At 67.3% G+C, this 16,767-nt stretch carries 14 protein-coding genes and 1 pseudogene; 9 read left to right on the top strand and 6 right to left on the bottom strand.

Translation table 11 applies throughout. The features are described 5' to 3' along the window. Both FDZ84_RS26045 and FDZ84_RS26040 read left to right on the top strand, forming a co-directional pair. The gene (locus FDZ84_RS26045) at positions 1–453 is read left to right on the top strand and encodes an adenylyltransferase/cytidyltransferase family protein (protein ID WP_168588016.1); all 453 of its coding nucleotides are present in this window, start codon (positions 1–3) and stop codon (positions 451–453) included. Then, the gene (locus tag FDZ84_RS26040) at positions 450–2,222 is read left to right on the top strand and encodes a right-handed parallel beta-helix repeat-containing protein (protein WP_168588015.1); all 1,773 of its coding nucleotides are present in this window, start codon (positions 450–452) and stop codon (positions 2,220–2,222) included. The genes FDZ84_RS26045 and FDZ84_RS26040 overlap by 4 nt, the downstream gene beginning before the upstream one ends. Positions 2,223–3,416: 1,194 nt before the next feature. Here FDZ84_RS26040 and FDZ84_RS41030 read toward each other — a convergent pair. Continuing rightward, positions 3,417–3,923, bottom strand: a pseudogene (locus FDZ84_RS41030) (hypothetical protein); the annotation flags it as partial. Then, positions 3,920–5,098, bottom strand: a complete 1,179-nt coding sequence (locus FDZ84_RS26030; RefSeq protein ID WP_246868430.1) for a glycosyltransferase — start codon at positions 5,096–5,098, stop codon at positions 3,920–3,922. The pseudogene FDZ84_RS41030 and the gene FDZ84_RS26030, both read right to left, overlap by 4 nt. A 209-nt stretch (positions 5,099–5,307) precedes the next feature. On the opposite strand from FDZ84_RS26030, the gene FDZ84_RS26025 reads away from it, so the two are divergent. Both FDZ84_RS26025 and FDZ84_RS26020 read left to right on the top strand, forming a co-directional pair. Next, the gene (locus FDZ84_RS26025) at positions 5,308–6,633 is read left to right on the top strand and encodes an O-antigen ligase (RefSeq protein WP_246868429.1); all 1,326 of its coding nucleotides are present in this window, start codon (positions 5,308–5,310) and stop codon (positions 6,631–6,633) included. Further along, complete coding sequence (locus FDZ84_RS26020) at positions 6,612–7,754, top strand: glycosyltransferase (protein WP_246868428.1); 1,143 nt, start codon at positions 6,612–6,614, stop codon at positions 7,752–7,754. The genes FDZ84_RS26025 and FDZ84_RS26020 overlap by 22 nt, the downstream gene beginning before the upstream one ends. A 64-nt stretch (positions 7,755–7,818) precedes the next feature. Here FDZ84_RS26020 and FDZ84_RS26015 read toward each other — a convergent pair whose 3' ends face one another. The 3 genes from FDZ84_RS26015 to FDZ84_RS26005 all read right to left on the bottom strand — a co-directional run bounded on the left by FDZ84_RS26015 (position 7,819) and on the right by FDZ84_RS26005 (position 10,982). Further along, the gene (locus FDZ84_RS26015; protein ID WP_168588012.1) at positions 7,819–9,333 is read right to left on the bottom strand and encodes a sugar transferase; all 1,515 of its coding nucleotides are present in this window, start codon (positions 9,331–9,333) and stop codon (positions 7,819–7,821) included. 417 nt (positions 9,334–9,750) lie between these two features. Further along, on the bottom strand, positions 9,751–10,068 hold the full coding sequence (locus tag FDZ84_RS26010; RefSeq protein WP_168588011.1) for a hypothetical protein: 318 nt from the start codon (positions 10,066–10,068) through the stop codon (positions 9,751–9,753). Between the two features lie 539 nt (positions 10,069–10,607). Continuing rightward, on the bottom strand, positions 10,608–10,982 hold the full coding sequence (locus FDZ84_RS26005) for a DUF6188 family protein (protein ID WP_168588010.1): 375 nt from the start codon (positions 10,980–10,982) through the stop codon (positions 10,608–10,610). A gap of 491 nt (positions 10,983–11,473) precedes the next feature. Here FDZ84_RS26005 and FDZ84_RS26000 point away from each other — a divergent pair, with 491 nt between their 5' ends. The 5 genes from FDZ84_RS26000 (at position 11,474) to FDZ84_RS25980 (ending at position 15,513) form a co-directional block, all read left to right on the top strand. After that, positions 11,474–12,514: an IS630 family transposase gene (locus FDZ84_RS26000; RefSeq protein ID WP_168585154.1), complete on the top strand. Its 1,041-nt coding sequence runs from the start codon at positions 11,474–11,476 to the stop codon at positions 12,512–12,514. Between the two features lie 52 nt (positions 12,515–12,566). Further along, on the top strand, positions 12,567–13,157 hold the full coding sequence (locus FDZ84_RS38045) for a helix-turn-helix transcriptional regulator (RefSeq protein ID WP_210435113.1): 591 nt from the start codon (positions 12,567–12,569) through the stop codon (positions 13,155–13,157). Then, positions 13,085–13,948 carry a transcriptional regulator gene (locus FDZ84_RS38040; RefSeq protein WP_246868427.1) on the top strand — a complete coding sequence of 288 codons (864 nt, stop codon included), beginning with the start codon at positions 13,085–13,087 and terminating at the stop codon, positions 13,946–13,948. Before FDZ84_RS38045 ends, FDZ84_RS38040 begins: the two co-directional genes overlap by 73 nt. 11 nt (positions 13,949–13,959) lie before the next feature. Beyond that, on the top strand, positions 13,960–14,334 hold the full coding sequence (locus FDZ84_RS25985; RefSeq protein ID WP_168588009.1) for a hypothetical protein: 375 nt from the start codon (positions 13,960–13,962) through the stop codon (positions 14,332–14,334). Between the two features lie 708 nt (positions 14,335–15,042). Next, a complete protein-coding gene (locus tag FDZ84_RS25980; protein ID WP_168588008.1) occupies positions 15,043–15,513 on the top strand; it encodes a DoxX family protein in 471 nt (156 codons plus the stop codon). Between the two features lie 60 nt (positions 15,514–15,573). Here FDZ84_RS25980 and FDZ84_RS25975 read toward each other — a convergent pair whose 3' ends face one another. Beyond that, positions 15,574–16,164, bottom strand: coding sequence for a manganese efflux pump (locus FDZ84_RS25975; RefSeq protein WP_223838344.1), 591 nt, complete (start codon positions 16,162–16,164; stop codon positions 15,574–15,576). Positions 16,165–16,767: the final 603 nt, after the last annotated feature.

The following is a 16,767-nucleotide window of genomic DNA, read 5'->3' as shown; positions in this document are numbered from 1 at the left end:
ATGCCCACCATCGGATACGCACCCGGCGCCTTCGACATGTTCCACATCGGACACCTCAACATCCTGCAGCGGGCCAGTGACGAATGCGACCACCTGGTGGCGGGTGTGGTGACCGACGACGTCCTGCTGAAGGTGAAGGGCCGCAAGCCGGTCATCCCCTTCGAGGAGCGGTTCGAGATCGTGCGCAACATCCGGTGCGTCGCCGAGGCCGTCACCGACCAGTACGAGGACAAGTTCCGCATGTGGGAACGTCTCCGGTTCGACGTGCTGTTCAAGGGCAGCGACTGGCGCGGCACGGCACGCGCCGAGGCGTTGGAGCGCAAGCTGTCCGCCGTCGGGGCGCGAATCCGCTACTTCAGCTACACCACCCACACGTCCAGCACCTTGCTGCGGCAACGAATCTCGCTCCCCTCGCCCGGTGTGCTCGGCGAGCTGGAGCCCGGGCCGGCATGAACCGGCCGCGTCGCCGCGACCGGCGCGTCCCCGCTATCGCCGTCGTGACCGCAATCACCCTCGTGACCGCGCTGCTGGTGTCCTGCGCCGCGAACGGCAACGACAGAACCGCAGCGCATCCCATCGACCCGACGATCGACAAGACGTACTACCCGGTGCCCGCCGGCGCGCTCTTCGTCGCCACCAACGGGAACGACTCCGCGCAGGGCGACGAAGCGCGACCGCTGCGCAGTCTCGGCGAGGCGGTGCGCCGGGCACTGCCCGGCGCCACGATCGTCCTGCGAGAGGGAACGTACCGGGAGACGGTCGGCGTCATCGGCAAGAAGCTGTCCATCCAGCCGTATCCGCGTGAGCGCGTCTGGCTCAAGGGCAGCCGGGTGGTCTCGCAGTGGTCCCGCGACGGCGATGCGTGGCGGCACGCGGGCTGGAACCCGCCGTTGTGCCGGACCTGCTTCCTGCCCGAGATCATCGACCCGGCGCACCCGCTGGCCGGGCTACCGGACATGGTTTTCGTCGACGGCAGGCCACTTCGGCAGGTGGGCGAGCGGAGATCTATCACCCATGGCACGTTCTACGTCGACGTCGCGCGCGAGGAACTGGTGATCGGCGAGGACCCGGCCGGGCGATTCGTCGAGGCAACCGAGTTCGACTGGCTGCTGCAGTTCGACGGCCCGGAAGCCGCGGGCAGTTCGATTCGCGGGATCGGGATCGCGCACTACGGCGCGAACCAGAAGTACGGCCAGCGCGGCGCGATGGTCGTGGTGAACGCGCCGTCGGTGGTGTTGGAGAACAACATCTTCGCCGCTTCCGCCTCCAGTGGCGCCGCGGTCTTCCAACCCGATGCCCACGTGATCGGCAACCAGTTCCTCGACAACGGCCTGGTCGGCTTGATGGCCAACCGGGCCGACGGGCTCCGGTTGGTCGCGAACACCTTCGCGCGCAACAACAACGAGCACTTCGCCTTGGCCGGCGAGGCAATCGGAGCGGCGGGGGCGAAGGTGACGCGCACGAAGCGGGCGTGGGTGTCCGACAACACGTTCGCGGACAACATCGGCACCGGGTGGTGGTGCGATCTGGGGTGCACCGATGCCGTGGTGGTCCGCAACATCGCGCGGGGCAACGCCGTGAACGGCCTGTTCTACGAGGTCTCAGCAAGGGCGCTGATCGCGTCGAACGTCGTGGTTTCCAACGGCGGGCACGGCATCAAGGTCTCCAGTTCCGACCACGTCCGGCTCGTGCACAACACGTTCGCCGACAACGGGATCGAGCTCGGGCTGTACAACGACAAGCGGTCTGCGAGTTCGGACCCCTACAGCGCGGAGCTGGGCCTGTCCTGGATCACGTCCAACACCGAGCTGGTGAACAACTTCCTGATCAGGCAGCACGACACCGAGCCGTTCATCGAGTCCGCCGACTACAAGCCGAATCCCCAACCGGCGTCACCGTTCATCTCCGCCAGCGACGGCAACGCCTTCCTGCGGGCAGCGGGCTCGGCACCGTTGGGCACTTGGTCGCTCGGCTCGGGTGAGGTCGTCGTGATCAGCACGCTGCCGCAGTTGCGGGAACGGACGGGACTCGACCTGCACAGCCTGGCGGTAGCACCGCCGCCCGCCCCGTTCCGCGATCCGGGCCGGGGCGATTACTCGCTTCGCCCCTCCACGCCGGGTGTCCGCGCCGGTCGAGCCCTGCCGCCGGATGTCGCCCGGATACTCGGCATTCCACCGCTGGACCACCCCGACATCGGCGTGCTCACCGGCCCACGCGGGTGAGCGCGGGGACGCCTGCTCCGACGTCCCCGCGTCCCCTCGGGATCAGCCGACGCTGCTGCGCGGGGTGCTGAGCACTGCGCCGTCGGCGTCGACCGCTCTGATCCAGTACTCGGCCCTGCCCTGCGGCGCTTGGTTGTCGGTGAAGCTCATCGTCGTCACCGACCACGGCCAGGCGCTGCTGGTGGTGGTGTAGATCGGGTTCGCGGTTCCGGTGCGCATCACCTCATAGCGGATTTCCCGGTTCTGCGCGTCCCAAGTTCCCGTCCAGCTGATGGAGATTCCGCCCAACAGGCGCCGGTTGAGCTCCGGGGCTGGGAACGGCACCTGCGGCCCGTTGTTGACAGCGCCGGGAACGCCCCGGGCGGCGAAGCGGGTCAGCGACTGCTGGGCGCTGCCGTTGACCGTCGTGAACTCGCCGCCGACCACCACGTAGCGACCGTCGCTGTCCACTGCCCACGGCCCGTTCAACCACGGGCTGCCGGCGGGGCCGCCGTTGGTGTTGGGCAGCCACGGCAGCAACTCCGGGATCGGGTCGCCGGATCGCACGTTGTTGACGTTGCGCTGGGCCGTTTTGGTAGCGGTCGTCGTCTCGGCGAGCAGCCGGTGGTAGTCGATCGTTCCGTTCTCGGGGACGGCGTTGATGGCCGCGCAGTTGTGGGTGTGCGAGGCGCTGTAGAGCACACCGCCCGCTACCGCGACGCTTTGGGTGTCGCCGTAGCAGCCGTCCATCCAGCGCGGCGTGCCGGTGGCGATGTCGATGGCGCCCCTGCCCTCGAGCCGGGGGTTGCCACCGAGCCAGTTGTAGGAACCGACGTAGACCGTCCCCGTGCCGTCGGTGGCCAGGTCCGTGATCGTGTCATCGGACGAGGGCGTGACCCATTTCCACGGTACGAGGGCACCGCTGGCCGCGTCGACCGCGGTGAGTCCGTGCCGGTAGGTGCCGTTGACGTTGTCGAAGGCTCCCCCGATCACCGTGCGCCCTTGGGCCGGGGCGGCCAGCACCGCGAAGACCTCCCGGTCCGCGGTAGGAGCCCAGGGCAACAGCGCGCCGCTGCCGGTGGAAACCGCGGCGAGCCGGGTGCGCGGCACGCCGTCGACGGCGTTGAAGCCGCCGCCGAGATAGACGGTGTCGTCGGTGATCGACAGGCCGCGGACCCGGCCGGCCACGCGAGGCTTGAAGTACGGGTCCAGCGCGCCGGTCGCGGCGTCGAAGGCGGCCACGCGCGAGCGCCACTGGCCGTCGACCTTGTCGAAGTCGCCGCCGACGTAGACCTTCTTCCCGTCCGGCGAAACCTCGATCCGGAACACGGTGTCGCAGATCCACCGCCCGGTGCCGGCGGTCTTGCAGAACGGTCCCGGGTCCGCGCCGGAGAACACGCTGCCGCTGACCACCGGTGCCCACGGCAGGAGTTCGCCGGTGGTCACGTCGAAGGCCAGCAGGTTGTTTCGGGTGACCTCACCTGGTCCCCCCGCCGCCACGCCGGCCGGGCGCGCCTTGCTGAACTTCCCGCCGGCGACGGCGGTGTTGCCCACGATGGCTACCGCGAAGACCACACCGTCGGTCTGCGGCGTCGGCAGCGCCCCGGCGGTGACCGGCTGCGGCAACTCCGCCGCTATCGCTGCCGGCCCCGGCACCACCGCTGCCGACAACGCGGCGACGGCCACTGCGGCGACGCACGAAAGCTTCCGCGCGCGATTCATCGGACCTCCTTGGTTTCAGGCATGGACACGGCCGCTGCGACGTCAGCCCGCGCGCCGGGCAGTCCGCGCGGCCTGGGTGTGCGCCCGTCCTCGATCAGGACGCGGGCGGCCAGTTCTTCGTACTTCTGCGCTACCCCGTCCCACGTGTAGCGGTCGAGCGAGGCCACCTGCTCTTTTCCGCGCAGCAAGGTGCCGGCCGGGTCGGCTTCCGCAGCGTCGCACAACGCCGCGAGGTCGTCAGGATCGCGGAAGTAGCGGCCGAACGAGCCGAGGACTTCGCGGTTGAAACGTACGTCGAAGGCGGAAGTCGGGGCTGCTGCGCCCATCGCGCGCAGCAGCGAGGGGTTGGTGCCGCCGACGGAGTGACCGTGGATGTAGGTCAAGGCGTTGCCGTAGAGCTGGTCCAGCAGTCGCTGGTCCCACACCGCGCCGAGCAGCCGCACCCGGGGATCGCCCTTCGCCGCTCGCGCGATGCTCGCGGTGTATTCGTCGGCGTAGGGTGCCGATCCCACCACGACCAGCGGGTGGCGGGCGTTGCTGCGGAGGTAGCCCTCGACCGCCACGTGCACGTGGTTCTCCGGTTCGAACCTGGCCACGACCAGGTGGTAGCGGCGGGGGCTGAGTCCGCGATCGGTGATGCCGTCGGTCCCGGCCTCGGTGAGGACCGGTGCCCCGTAAGGGATGTAGTCGGTCTCGGTGTTGAAGCGATCGCGGTAGTAGTCCTGGATTCCCCGGGCGTCGGCGATCAGCGCGTCGGACCAGCGGACGGCGAGCGCTTCGGCACGGCGGTAGTAGGCCGACCCCGTAGGCCCCCACTTGGCCCGCTTCCACTCCAAGCCGTCGACGTGGGTGATCGTGGGAATTCCGCGGAGCCTCAGCAGTGGCAGCAGCGGCGCGTTGGCGGCGTTGAACACCACCGCCACCTCCGGTGGCCGTGCCACCGCGTGCAACGCCGAAAGGGCCGTGTGGCTCAGCGTTTCCAATGTCTTGCGGCGCAGCGCGGGAAGGTGCACGAGCCGCATCCCGAGGTGGCGTTCGGGGCGGGGGCCGCGCCCGCCGAGGTTGCGGCAGTACACCGTGACCTCGTGTCCGCGCTGGACGAGTCGTCTCCCCACCTCCTCGACGCACGTCTCGAAGCCGCCGTAACGCGCGGGCACGCCGCGGGTTCCGATCATCGAAATCCGCATGTTTCGTTCTACCGTTTCGTCGAAGGGCGGCCACCGAATCACGACGGGCAGCCCTGGAGCCGCACAGCTGCTTTCGCGCGGCTCACTCGATTCGGTGCCCAGCTTGTAATATGCCGACGGCGGGTAGTCGTTACACCCATTCGGCAACCCGTCTTCGGCGCATTCGCGCCCGAACCCACCTGATCCGAGGACCGGCCGTGAGTTGGAATGCCCTTCGACGCCGCTATGGCGTGTCGCGTCGCCGGGCCTACGACGCCGAGCGCTGGCCCGTCGTGTGCGTGCTCGCACTGATCGTGGCCAGCGAATACAAGTTCCGCGTTCGCGCCGACGACCAGTCGGTGTCTGGCTCGCCCGACCTGTTCGTACTGGCCGAAATCGCCGTCTACGCGGCCGTGGCGTGCTTCCTGTTCCTGCGCTTCCGCCCCACGTCCCAGCTGCGGCGCGCCGACTGGATCACCTGTTCGGCCTATTCCTACGCGGCCGTCCTGGTGCTTTCGGCGTTGTACTCGCCCTACCGCGAACTGGCTCTCGTGCGGGCTTGCCAGGTCGTGGTCGTGCTGGCGCTGAGCCGTTCGATTGCCCGCCATTGCGCCCGGGATGCGCTGCACCGCATCGCGCACGCCTTCGCAGTCCTGGTCAGCGCCTCGGTCGTCTTCGGCGTGGTCGTGCCGTTCCCCCGGCTTCCGACGCAGCCCGGCAGGTTCACCTGGCTGTACCTGCATCCGGTGGACGCGGGCCAGTTCCTCGCGCTCGCGGTGGTGATCCTGGTCACGTACGCCTTCGGTCACCGGTTGGCCCGGCCGGGCCCGCACTGGCCGCTGCCCGCCTACCTCGTGCTGCTGGCGATCTGCGCCGCCGGGTTGATCGGGAGCAACACGCGGGGGGCCGCGTTCGGGGCGATCGTGGGTTGCCTGGCGATCGCGGGATTGCGGTGGCGCGGCCGCCGGCGGCTGGAGATCACGGTGGCGTTGGCGCTCGTGCTGATCACCGCGTGGCTCGCCGCGGGGCCGCTGATCGAGGCTTTCTTCGTCCGCGGTGAGTCCGCCGAACGGCTCGCGTCCTTGAATTCGCGGACGGATCTGTGGGCTTACGCGTTGGATGCGTTCGTCCAACGCCCGCTCTACGGCCACGGTCTCACCGCCTCCCGGGGCTTGTTCCTCGACGAGATCGGGTTGGGCGGCGGACACAACGGGCTGGTGAACGTGCTCGTCGACGCCGGACTGCTCGGCGCGGTGGTGTGGCTCGTGCTGCTCGGCCGCATCTTCACCGCCGCGGTCGCGCTGCGGAACCTCCGGCCCGAGCCGCGGCTGGATCGCATCCTGGTCCTCGCGGTGTTGTCGGGCTTGCTCGCCAACTCGATGTTCACCGAAGGGCTCGGCGCTCCGGCCAACGTCGCCTGCGTCTGGCTGTTCCTGCTAGCCGCGTGGACGAGCATGGCGGGTGCACGGAACTCGCCCTCGGTGCTGCCACCCCATATCCCCGTCAAAGAGCTGGAGCGACGTTGGTCCAACGAACCGCGCTGATGGTCCATCCGGGTGCCGAACTGTACGGATCCGACCGCATATTCCTGGAATCGGTCATCGCGTTGACCGATGCGGGCTGGCGGGTGGTGGTCGCGCTGCCGGAGCGGGGGCCGCTCGCCGACCGACTTCGCGACCAAGGCGCGGACGTGGTCCTGTGCCCGACCCCGGTGCTGCGGAAGTCGGCGTTGCGCCCGGCCGGGTTCCTGCGGCTGCTGCTGGAAGGCCTGCGGGCAGTGGCGCCGGCTTTGCGCTTGCTGCGGAGGACCCGCCCCGACGTCGTGTACGTCAATACCGTGACCGTGCCGCTGTGGCTCCTGCTCGCCCGCTCGACCCGGCGATCGGTGATCGCCCACGTGCACGAGGCTGAGGACAGCGCACCACGCCTGATCAGGACCGCGCTCGCCGCTCCCCTGCTGTGTGCGACCTCGGTCGTGGTGAACAGCGAGGCCACGGCTCGCGTTATCACGCGACCGCTGCCTCGGCTGCGTCACCGGATCCGCCTGGTCTACAACGGTATTGCCGGGCCGGCGCATGCCGCGTCCCGTGGCGGTGAGCGACCCGATCCGGTCCGGATCGTGCTCGTCGGCCGACTGTCACCGCGCAAGGGCACCGACGTCGCGGTGCGCGCGATCGCCCGCTTGCGCGCCGATGGCCACGACGTCGTCCTCGAACTATTGGGGTCCGCGTTCACCGGTTACGAGTGGTACGAGCGGCAACTGGTGGACCTCGTGCGGCGTCACGACCTGGCCGAGGTGGTCACCATTCGCGGTTTTCGCGCGGACGTCTGGGATGCCTACCGGGGCGCCGACATCGCGGTGGTCCCGTCACGGTTCGAGCCTTTCGGCAACACCGCTGTGGAGGCGCAACTGGCCGGAACCCCGGTGATCGTGACCGATGTGCAGGGCTTGCCGGAAACCGTCGCGCAGGGACGCTACGGCCGCGTCGTGCCCGCCGACGACCCCGACGCCCTCGCCGAAGCGATCAGCGATGCGCTTGCCCAATGGCAAGGAACTCTCGACACGGCAGCGCAGGCTCGCCAGCACGCCCAGGAGGTTTTCGCACCGCAGCGCTACCACGACGACATCGCCGCGATCGCAACCGACGTCGCCCGCCGCCGCTGACGAGTCAGTCGCCCGCCGCCGCTGACGAGTCAGTCGCCCGCCGCCGCTGACGAGTCAACGGCCGTCAGTACGCGCCCTGCTTGGTCAGCACCGCGCGCACGGTCTTCCAGAGGATCACGGCGTCCATCGTCAGCGACCAGTTCTCCACGTACCGCAGGTCCAGCCGGACGCTTTCGGCCCACGACAGGTCGCTGCGACCACTGACCTGCCACAGCCCGGTGAGCCCCGGCTTGACCAGCAAGCGGCGCCCCACCACGTAGTCGTAGGTCTCGGTCTCCTCCGGCAGTGGCGGCCTCGGGCCGACCAGCGACATGTGCCCGGCGAGGACGTTGAACAGCTGCGGCAGCTCGTCGAGCGAGTAGCGGCGCAGCAGAGCACCGACCTTGGTCACCCTCGGGTCGCGGCGCAGTTTGAACAACGGTCCTTCCGCATCGTTGTCCGGGCGCAACGCGGTTCGCATCGCGTCCGCGCCCACCACCATCGTGCGGAACTTCAGCATCGTGAACGTGGTGCCGCCTCGTCCGGTCCGGCGCTGCCGGTAGATCACCGGTCCACCATCGGACAACTTCACGGCGAGGGCAATCGCCAGCATCACCGGCGCGATCAGGCCCAGCAGGAACAGCGCGCTCACCCAGTCTGCGAGAGCCTTCACGACTCGGCGACCACCGGTGAAGGAGGGTTCGCTGACTTTCAGCATCGGCATCCCCAGCACCGACGACACGTGCAGCCGGGGACCGGCCACCTCCATCAGCACCGGGGCAACGACCATCTCGGCGGCGGTGTCCTCGATCTTCCACGCCAGTTCCTGCAAGCGGCGCGGAGTCCAGTAGGCATCGGCGGTGATGGCGACCACCCGGTACCCGCCGCGCCGGACGTGCTCAGCGAGCTCATCGACATCACCGATCACCGGAACGCCTTCCACCTCACAGACCGGCCCCTCGTCGGCCTTGGGACGAAGGCACAGCGCTTGGATCTGCCATCCGACGTGCGGCTGCTGGCGGGTGCGGGCGATGAGATCGCGCAGCGTGTGCCTACTGCCCGCGGCGATCACCGGTAGGAGGCACCTGCCGCCGCTGCGGGCGCTGTGCAGGTAGCGGCGCAGCAGGTACCGCTGAGCGAGCACCAGAAGCGCAAGCGCGGGTAAGACACCGAAAACCCATGGCCGCACGTCTAATGGCGGTACCGCAAGCCCCGCGACCGCCAGGACGACGCCAGCGGAGAAGATCCCTCGCCCCAGGCGCCGGTACTCCTCGTGTCCTTGCCCCAGGACCCTGATATTCCAGGAACCGACCAGGGCCCACAACACGGCCACCGCGGTGAGCAATGCCAACACCATCGGAGGCAGCACCGCGATGTCCAGCACTGCCACCCAGACCGCCCCCGCAGCCGAAGCCACCGCTGTTGCAACGACATCGCTGGCGATCACCGCGAATCGGTACCGCCGTTCCCACACCATCGCGGGCCGTGCGGGGAGCGGGTCGTCCGGAGGCGCTGTCGCGTTCAACCGCGGGGCCCGGACGGATCCGGCTGCCCCTACGCCATCCGGCAATGACATCGTTGCGCACATCGGCTCCTGCATCGGTCCCCTCTACAGTTGGCAGAAACGTCCGCGCGGCGGAAGCGATCGGACGTCAGAGCTATCGGGGCAATCACGAATCCGTTACACGTTTCCCGACGAGAGGTGAACGGCGATGGTGACTTGAAAGGCGCAACGCGCCCCGCGCTGGTGCTACGTCGGCCGCCCGTTCCAGTGGATGATGTCCGGGGACTCGTAGTACTTCCGCAGGTGCTGTTCCTCGGTACGGCCGGGCAGGGGGAACTTGAAACTCGATGCGTCCGGCCGGGTCATGGTACGCGTGCGGAAGCTGATCTCCGGCGCCTGCGGTTTGCGTGCCGGCCAGACAACTTGGGCGAAGGCGCGTCGGCCGGTCCACGTAGGTAGTCCCGGTGTCCACCACCGCAAGCCACGACGGCGAGCACACCAGCCAGGGCCCCTTCACCGGCAGGAGCTCACGAGCAGGTCTAGCGCCATCGCTTTCGCCGGGCCGGTAACGCGGATTTCTCGCTTGAACAGGTGCCCCGTTACGCGAACGTCGGCGCCATTCGCCAAGGAAAAAATGAAGAACGCCGCGCCGCCGATACCGCGCAGGATGGATTGGCGGGACGGCGCCCGATCGACGTCGAAATTTGCCCGAAAGTCACTATTACCCTTGATGGTTTGTGCGGCGAATGCCGCGAACGCCAACACACCGGTTTGCCGGAGCCCGCATCGCTGTCCGAGTTCAAGACCGCCACCGAACGCGCGCCAGGCCATCGCCGGCAGTTCGGCACGGTGGCTCCCAGACCTGACCTACGAAAACGACGAGGGCACGAGCTGGGGAATCTGGGAGGCGCGTGCGCACGTGACCGCCAACAGGCCATCCGACATGTGACACTGCGGCCGCACCGCAAGCCCGATGCAATCACCTTCGCACAGCAGCTGCTGACAACCCTGGACACCACCTTGAGGTCCGCGCATGTTGCCCGGACCGGACTCGGCTTGCACGACTCTCACTCGAGTGGGCGGATTGCCTGAATGAGAGCCTCCAGACGAACCCGAATCGCCAGATCCTTCATGCTGTCGTCTGCACGCGGGGCTCTCGGCGTGGCGCCGTTCGCCACTGAGCCGACCACACCACCCACCACTTCGGCCGGGCCTGCACCCGTCTTGATCAACCCGGCCAACGCTGCCAAACAGGAGCCGACCGCCGAGAGCACCGCTTGGGTACGCCTGGGCCGCCGGCGCCCTCCGATCGCCGACGAACTACGGCGTCGGAACCGCGGTCATCTGCGGAGCCGACTAATGCCACTTGGCTAGGCTTTGTTCGCCTTCCAGATGGCGAGATCGCCGCCCGGCATGCACACGACCTTCATCCCGCCGGGGCCGGCTACGGTCCAGGCCTCGTAGATGCGGCTAGGGTGCGCACGAAGCTCGCTTTCGCTGGCGAATCTCACGATGAGCGTGCCATCGTTCTCGGTGGATGCCTTGCTGATGACCTGTTCCGCAAGGGATTGCAGATCATCTGAGTCCGCATTGGACGGTTCCGGGGAGAAACGCAGCACACCGTGGGACGTCCGGAGTGTGTAGTCGTGTTCGATGCGGAGCTCGAACCCTCCGCTGGTCCCGAAGGACACGGTGTAGTCGAAGCTCTGCTCGGTGACCTGTTGCCCCTGCAGGTTGAGGTCCATTTTCCTTCAGGATCGACCGCGGCACCACGACCAGTGGCTCGTCCACTGTGCTCGCATGCGGGCGTTGCCGGATGGCGGTAACCAGGTCCGGGTAGTGATGGTCGGTATCGATGACGCCGAACGACCCTACGTCGGCGATGGGAACGATTTGAGGCTCTTCTGCTTCTTCCGTGGGTCCCGTCGTGAGTGACTGTTCCGGTAAGAACCGGCAGCACCACTCACGACCCCACACACACCCGTCGTGAGTGACTGTTCCGGTAAGAACCGGCAGCACCACTCACGACCCCACGGACACTCGTCCGTGCGAGAGCACTCACGGACACCCGCATTCCCGTGGGAAGACCTAGCCGTGTCCCCGTGTTCGGTGCAGCTAAGCAGGTTGCCAGAAGTTGTGTCTGTTACTGATGTGAGACCCCTTGTGAACGTGAAGAACCTCGTCGGGTTGGATCTGGTCACCACAACTGGATCGACCCGACGAGGCCACAACAAGTATGCGCCCGGCACACATCTACGCCGACCTGACCCCCGCACAGCACCGCGATCTGATCACCGCCCTGCACCGGCAGTGGCGTGTCGCCGCCCGCATCGTCATGATCCTGCTGTCCGCAGCCGGGATGAGTGCCCCCGAAATCGCCGAACTACTGCACTACGACCCAGTCACCGTGCGGCGATGGATCAGCCGTCACACCCGCGACGGCATCGACGGGCTGCCCGACCGGCCGCGCAGTGGACGGCCCCGCCTGGGCAGCCCACGGCTCGGGCAACGCATCCGAAACCTGTTACAGACCCCGAAAGCCTGGACCACCAACCGTGTCTGGCGTGCGGCCGGGCGACCACAGATGAGCCTGCGCACCTTCTACCGGCGGCTGCGCGAACAAGCCACTTGGTGCCGCCCCCGCCTGATCGCCAAAGGAGACCCCGACCACGACACCATCTGCGCCGACATTCAGACCCGCATCGCTGCTCTCCCCGCCGGATCGGTCGTACTGGCCGAAGACGAAACCCACCTCGACCTACTGGCCCGAGTCCGGGCCTGCTGGATGCCCGCCGGCCTGCGACACAGGATTCTCACTCCCGGCAGCAACGTTCGCCGCACCGTGCACGGCGCCGTCAACCTCGCTACCGGGGCCTGGCACCACCACATTTCGGTGAAGAACGTCTCCGTGGTGTTCTGCTACTTCCTCCAACTCCTGCTCGACGCCTACCCCAACGCGCCGGTCGTGGCCGTTGTCTGCGACAACGGATCCACCCACCACAGCGGGATCACCAAGCGGTGGCTGGCCGAACACCCGCGCCTCATGCTGATCGAGGGCGCGAAGTACAGCCCGCAGGACAATCCGGTCGAGCGAGTCTGGGCCGGGCTCAAACAGTGGATCGCCAACACCGCACCCGCCACCATGGCCGACCGTGTCCGGCAAACCCACGCCTACTTCCGCGGTCGCACCCCCGAACAAACACTCGCCACTGCAGCCCCCTGGACCACGCCCTGGCTACCCGAAGGTTTCGGACAAGACTTTTGGCCAGGTGCTTAGCTACGCTGAGGCGCGTACCGGACACGTGCTGCGCACACGACTGGAGACCTTCATGGCCCGTACGCCAGAAGCGATCACGGAACTGCGCCGCGCCCTGGGCGCTGCGCTCCGCGGCTACCGGGAGGCTTCGCCCCTCGACCAAACCGACATCGGAAGGATCACCGCGTACTCGCGAACGTCGATCTCCCACATCGAGGCCGGCCGCCAGTTCCCCGGCCGCGACTTCTGGGAGACCGCCGATCAGGTACTCGAAGCAGGCGGCGAGCTACTCGCCCACTTCGACCGCGTCGTCGCAGACGAGAAGCGGATCAGGATTGCCGAGCTGCAAGGCGCGCCGGTACGAAGGATTGACCCAGCAACACGACAACCGCGGTTCCCCGGCTCGCCGCATGACGACGATTGGCAACGTGACGACGTGAATCGCCGTGAACTACTCCGCCTGGTGACGGTAACGGGCAGCCTGCTCGCGATCCCCGCTATCGAGGTCGACCGGGTCCGGCACGCCGCCGAGCACCCCCGCCACCTCGACCCCGCGACCGTGGACGCCTACGAGCGGCTGAACGCCAAGCTGTGGCGCAATTCGCCGAATCGCGGTCGAAACGCGATGTCCTCCCGGCTGCACGGCAGCAGCTCGCCACCCTGAACGCCAGCCTGAACGAGCCGCAAACCGCTGCCGTACAGCGCCGGTTGTGCACGCTCGCCGGTGACCTATTTCAACTCTGCGGGGAAGTCTTCTTCGACAGTGACAACTATGCGGACGCCGCGCAGTGCTATGCCGAAGCCGCCCACGTCAGCAAGGAAGCACGCGAGTTCGACCTCTGGGCGTGCGCGATGACCCGCCACGCCTTCATCAACATCTACGAACGCCAGTACAAGCACGCCTCCCCGTTGCTTGACGGCGCCGCACAACTCGCAGTGAGGGGCCATCCCACCCGGACTACTCGGTATTGGGTCGCCGCCGTCCAAGCGCAGACATACGCCGGACTCGGGAACCTGCCCGCCTGCCAACGGGCGTTGGACAGGGCCGAGCAAGTCGCCAGCCTCGACGACAAGGCGCCCGCGACCGGTTGGCTCCGCTTCGAAGGGTCGCGGCTGGATGAGGAACGCGCCTCGTGCTTCGTCACGCTGCGCCGCCCGGACTTGGCCGAGCCCGCACTGTACAAGGCGTTGGGGCAAGCAACCTCAGCGCGACGTCGCGGGAGCGTGCTCGTCGACCTCGCAACCGTCGGCGCACAGCGAGGCGACGTCGACCAACTGGTCATGAGCGGCGCCGCGGCAGTGGACAGCGCCCGCAAGACGGCATCAGTCGGATACGTTGGCCGCAAACTCGGAGACCTGCGAGAGCACCTGGTGCCGTACCTCGGCGACCGACACGTGCGCTACCTGGATTCGCAGATCAAGGACGTTGTGTCCGCATCCGGCCCGAAGCAGTGAGGAGAGGTTCAGTGTCGGACGAGAAGGGTCGTATCTTCCGCGAGGCGTGGCTCGCCGGGGTGAACAAGCACTACCCCGGCGAGCCCAAGCCCGGCTACATCGCCCCGTGGGAGGACACGCCCGATTGGGAGCGCGCCAGCGCCGCAGCCGTGTACCAGCAGGTTCACGACTTCATCGAAGCCACCGACGGCAACGCTGCCAAGCTCACCCGCGAGCAGAAAGGCCGGTTCGTCGCACTGTGCTGGACCGGCCAGATTTACAAGCACTTCAACGACCCCAAGCCCGCCTACGTCGCTGACTGGGCGGACATGCCCCAATGGCAGCGCGAGACCGATTCGGACATCTTCGAGCGCATTGAGCACGAGGTCGCGCCGCACACGGCTTGATCAGCAGTCGTCGGCGACCACGAAGCGCCCGCCCGGCACCACGGCCCGGCGGGCGCTTTCGCGTCGGGCTGCACCTTGACTGTCGCGGAGTTCGTCGGCCGTTCACGAAAAGTGTCAAAACGTTCCGTGAGCAGATGACTGCGCCACCTGCGTTGACCATCAGGAAGACTGGTGGCCATGTTCACCATCGGCCGGACGCTGGCTTGATGGCCGCAGTCCGCCCCTACCCCTACTGGCCCTGCCGGGCAAGGCTGCTGCCCCGAGTGAGTGGCGAGCATGTCGGTGCACAAGCTAATTCCGGGCCTGCAAGGACCTGATGCCCTCGTCCTCGATCTTGGACCGGCTTACGATTCCGGGAGACGATATCGAATTCCGATATCTACGGGGAACGGAAGGGGGACCAGGCCATGAACACCACGCGACACGGCCGGGGGAGCGGCGCGGCTCACCTCCCACCCGCCCGGGCCTTGCGGCGGCTGCACAGCAGTTCGACCGCCTCGTCGTAGCGGAAGCCGATATCGGATTCTCCATCGAGAGACCGAGCACTAACTGGTGGAGGGCCGTCAGCGGCGGGTCTACCGCGCGACCGATGCGGGCCTGGAGGCGCTAGCTGCCGATCGGCGCGGCACTGCGGGAGCTGGCACGGGAAGTCCTCGACTACCACGACCACACCGGAGAACATCGCGACAATCCGGAAGGAGCGCCGTCATGACCACTGCGGTGCGCACGGGATGGTGGACGCGACTGCTCAGCACTGATGCCCCGGCTGCGACGATCCTCATCCGGCTGGTCGTCGGCGGCATCTTCTTGTCCGAGGGGATCCAGAAATTCCTGTTTCCCGCCAAGCTCGGCCCCGGCCGGTTCGCCAACGAAACCCCACTACCAGCGCCGGAATTCTTCGCCTACCTCGACGGGGTGTTTGAGATCGGCTGTGGCGTGCTGCTCATCCTCGGGCTGCTCACCCGGCTGGCGGCCATCCCCATGATCATCGACATGCTCGGTGCGGAGGTCTTCACCAAGTTCCCCCTCCTGGCCCACGGCGGGGTGTGGAGCTACATACACGAGGCACGCCCCGAACTCAGCCAGCTGTTCGGCTCGGTGTTCCTACTGATCGTCGGCGCGGGAGCGTGGTCACTGGACGCCTGGCTGACCGCCCCACGGCACACCTCTGCCGCCTGACAGCCGATCACCCGCTACCCCGCATCGACGAGTTCGATGGTGTCGATCAGCGCCGGTGCTTCAGTCGCCGGCGGAGAGGCCAAGCACGATCGCCTCGATGACGAGGGCGATGCCGGTCACGATCTCGTAGCGGATGTTGAGTCGCCTGCGAATCAGGCGGAAGGTGGTGCGACCCAGCACAAGCCCGACGAAGGACATCACGGCGGTGATGACTCCGAAGAGCACGGCTGGCAGCCACGGGGAGAACCCGAGCAATCCGAGGCTGGCGCCTGCGAGCACATTGTCCACGCTCAGCGGTAGCGGAAGACCGAACAGCACCCACGAGTGCTCTAGCTCCTGCTCGGAGTCGGTCATCGGGTGCCGCCACCCTCGCAGCAGCAGGTACAGGCCATACGCGCCGAGCGCGATCGGGCCCACGTAGTCGGCCACGGGCCCGATGGCCTCACCGACGTAATGTCCGAGGAGCAGGCCCACCAGGGGCGCGGCGCCGTCCCAGAACCCGAAGTTCGCCGAAACCAGGATCATCCGGCGCCAACTGAGCCGCAGCGGCCCGAGCAGGACTGCGGTCCGGAAATTGTCCAGGCCGAGGAAGAACCCAAGCGCAACGAGGTTCGCGACCTGTCCGATCATGTCGCCGCCCACACGAAGCACATCCGCTCCCGCTTACGCGCAGCTGTCACCACCTGCCGCATGAACGCTCTCCCTTTCCGATCAGGATGCTCCAGCTCCCAAGGTGCCGTGGCGGACAAGCATCCGCAATCGATGGCGACGACGACGGCGGCGAGGCGGGCCGAGCAACTGGCGTCTGGGCAGGAAACTGAAAGTGTTGGCAGGCGACGGCAGAATCCGCCGAACCAAGGGTGATGAAACGGGTAGCTTCGCGCCGCCATCAACGCGCCCCTAAAACACGGCCTGCCCAAAGGACTCATCGAGTCCACCAATACAACTCTCGCATCAGATCACCACAAACTTTCCCGTAGATCCTCCCGCTCCTGCTCCTGTAGTCAATGACCGATGCCGCCGGATCCGGGTACTGGAGACGACCGCGCAGCCAAACTCTCGCCGCTGAGGTAGGCCGTGCGGCCACTTGCCACACCATCCGGGACTGTAGAAGACTCATCCGTCACCGGCTTGGCCATGGCCTTATTGGTGGGAAACTTGCTGGCATTGATTTATTAAGGTCAAAAATTGACTATTGGCCTAGTAAGCTATACCGTCGCCCACTTGTTGGAACACATGCCCTGCAGCCCGTCA

The organism is Saccharopolyspora sp. ASAGF58, from assembly GCF_012277335.1.
In the GTDB taxonomy this organism is placed as follows: Bacteria; Actinomycetota; Actinomycetes; order Mycobacteriales; family Pseudonocardiaceae; genus Saccharopolyspora; species Saccharopolyspora hattusasensis.
The sequence above is the reverse complement of the archived record's forward strand: the minus strand, read 5'-3'. Positions and strand labels throughout refer to the sequence as shown.

What these genes read in the sequence shown, in the direction of transcription:
- FDZ84_RS26030 (WP_246868430.1), bottom strand. Translation starts at nt 5,098, where the DNA reads ATGATCGGAACCCGCGGCGTGCCCGCGCGTTACGGCGGCTTCGAGACG.
- FDZ84_RS26015 (WP_168588012.1), bottom strand. Translation starts at nt 9,333, where the DNA reads ATGCAGGAGCCGATGTGCGCAACGATGTCATTGCCGGATGGCGTAGGG.
- FDZ84_RS26005 (WP_168588010.1), bottom strand. Translation starts at nt 10,982, where the DNA reads ATGGACCTCAACCTGCAGGGGCAACAGGTCACCGAGCAGAGCTTCGAC.
- FDZ84_RS26045 (WP_168588016.1), top strand. Translation starts at nt 1, where the DNA reads ATGCCCACCATCGGATACGCACCCGGCGCCTTCGACATGTTCCACATC.
- FDZ84_RS25980 (WP_168588008.1), top strand. Translation starts at nt 15,043, where the DNA reads ATGACCACTGCGGTGCGCACGGGATGGTGGACGCGACTGCTCAGCACT.
- FDZ84_RS26040 (WP_168588015.1), top strand. Translation starts at nt 450, where the DNA reads ATGAACCGGCCGCGTCGCCGCGACCGGCGCGTCCCCGCTATCGCCGTC.
- FDZ84_RS26000 (WP_168585154.1), top strand. Translation starts at nt 11,474, where the DNA reads ATGCGCCCGGCACACATCTACGCCGACCTGACCCCCGCACAGCACCGC.
- FDZ84_RS38045 (WP_210435113.1), top strand. Translation starts at nt 12,567, where the DNA reads ATGGCCCGTACGCCAGAAGCGATCACGGAACTGCGCCGCGCCCTGGGC.
- FDZ84_RS26010 (WP_168588011.1), bottom strand. Translation starts at nt 10,068, where the DNA reads ATGGCCTGGCGCGCGTTCGGTGGCGGTCTTGAACTCGGACAGCGATGC.